Source organism: Arthrobacter flavus (assembly GCF_039526005.1).
Taxonomy (GTDB): domain Bacteria; phylum Actinomycetota; class Actinomycetes; order Actinomycetales; family Micrococcaceae; genus Arthrobacter_D; species Arthrobacter_D flavus.
In genome coordinates, this window is record NZ_BAAAIJ010000055.1 from 1 (window position 1) to 1,260 (window position 1,260).

Sequence of the window (1,260 nt, forward strand, 5' to 3'; positions counted from 1 at the left end):
GGGACTGCCCACGGTTTGGTTGACTCGTGGGGTTGATAGTTTCTTAGGCGGCTAGCACCATGTTGTTGATTGTCTCAAACTCGATCGGGGTTAGTTTACCGAGGGCTTTCTGCCGGCGTCGGCGGTGGTAGGTGCGTTCGATCCAGGTGATGATCGCGAGCCGCAATTCCTGGCGCGTTTCCCAGCGTTTGCGGTTCAGCACGTTCTTCTGCAGTAGCGAAAAGAATGATTCCATTGCGGCGTTATCGCCGCACGCGCCGACTCTGCCCATCGAACCTGTCAGCCCGTTGGCGTGCAGCGCTGAAACGAACTTCCGCGATCGGAATTGGCTGCCCCTGTCGGAGTGGACCACAGTCCCGGAAGGGGACCGGAGGGCCACGGCGTGGGTAAGCGCGGCCACGGCTAGGGAGGCCTTCATCCGGCCGTCGATGGAGTAGCCCACGATCCGGTTCGAGTGCAGGTCTTTGATGGCGCAGAGGTAGAGCTTGCCCTCACCGGTGGGGTGTTCGGTGATGTCGGTAACCCACCTGGTATCCGCGGCCTGGGCACTGAAATCGCGTTGCAGCAGGTCATCGTGGACCGGCGGCCCGGCCTTGCGTCCACCGACCCGTTTACGGTGGATCACGGAGAGGATGCCGTTGGTCGAGCAGAGCCGCCAGATCCTCCGCTCACTGGCCACCGGGCCACCACCGGCGTTGAGCTCATCGGCGATGAACCGGTACCCGAACGCCGGGTCATCAGCATGCACATCGAGGGCAGCGTTGATCAGGTGCGCTTCCTCCCAGTCCCGGGCCGGGACAGGGTTGGCCTTCCATTTGTAGAAGGCTTGTTTGGAGAAGTTCAATACCCGGCAGGTCACCGTGACGGGGACACCGTCAGCGGCCAGTTCGCGGACCAGCGGGAACATCATTTTGGGTTGACGTCCCGGGAAAGGTAAGCGACGGCTCTGCGCATCACTTCGGCTTCTTGTTCCAGGAGTTTGATCCGCTTCCTGGCCTCGCGCAACTCGATGGATTCTTCCTTCGCTGCTTGGGCTTTGGGGTCGTCTTCTTCGTCGGCTTTCTTCAGCCACCGGTGCAGGGCGGCCGAGGAGACACCGAAGTCCTTAGCGATCGTGGACAGGGGTGCTTCGCCCTTACGGGCAACCGCGACCACGTCACGGCGGAACTCTTCGGGAAAGGCTTTAGGCATGATGAACATCCTTCCACCCGCGAGGTTAATCCTCACAGGTCAGGAGTCAACCAAACCTTCAGCAGTCCC

Annotated in this window: 1 protein-coding gene; it reads right to left on the reverse strand. The window is 61.2% G+C overall.

Going from position 1 to position 1,260, the window contains the following annotated elements:
• Positions 1-43: 43 nt before the first annotated feature.
• Positions 44-1,191 (reverse strand): IS3 family transposase gene (locus tag ABD059_RS14130; protein WP_343881140.1). Its coding sequence is split into 2 segments (ribosomal slippage): positions 44-912 and positions 912-1,191, totalling 1,149 coding nucleotides; the frame shifts between segments, so codons are not numbered across the junction.
• Positions 1,192-1,260: the final 69 nt, after the last annotated feature.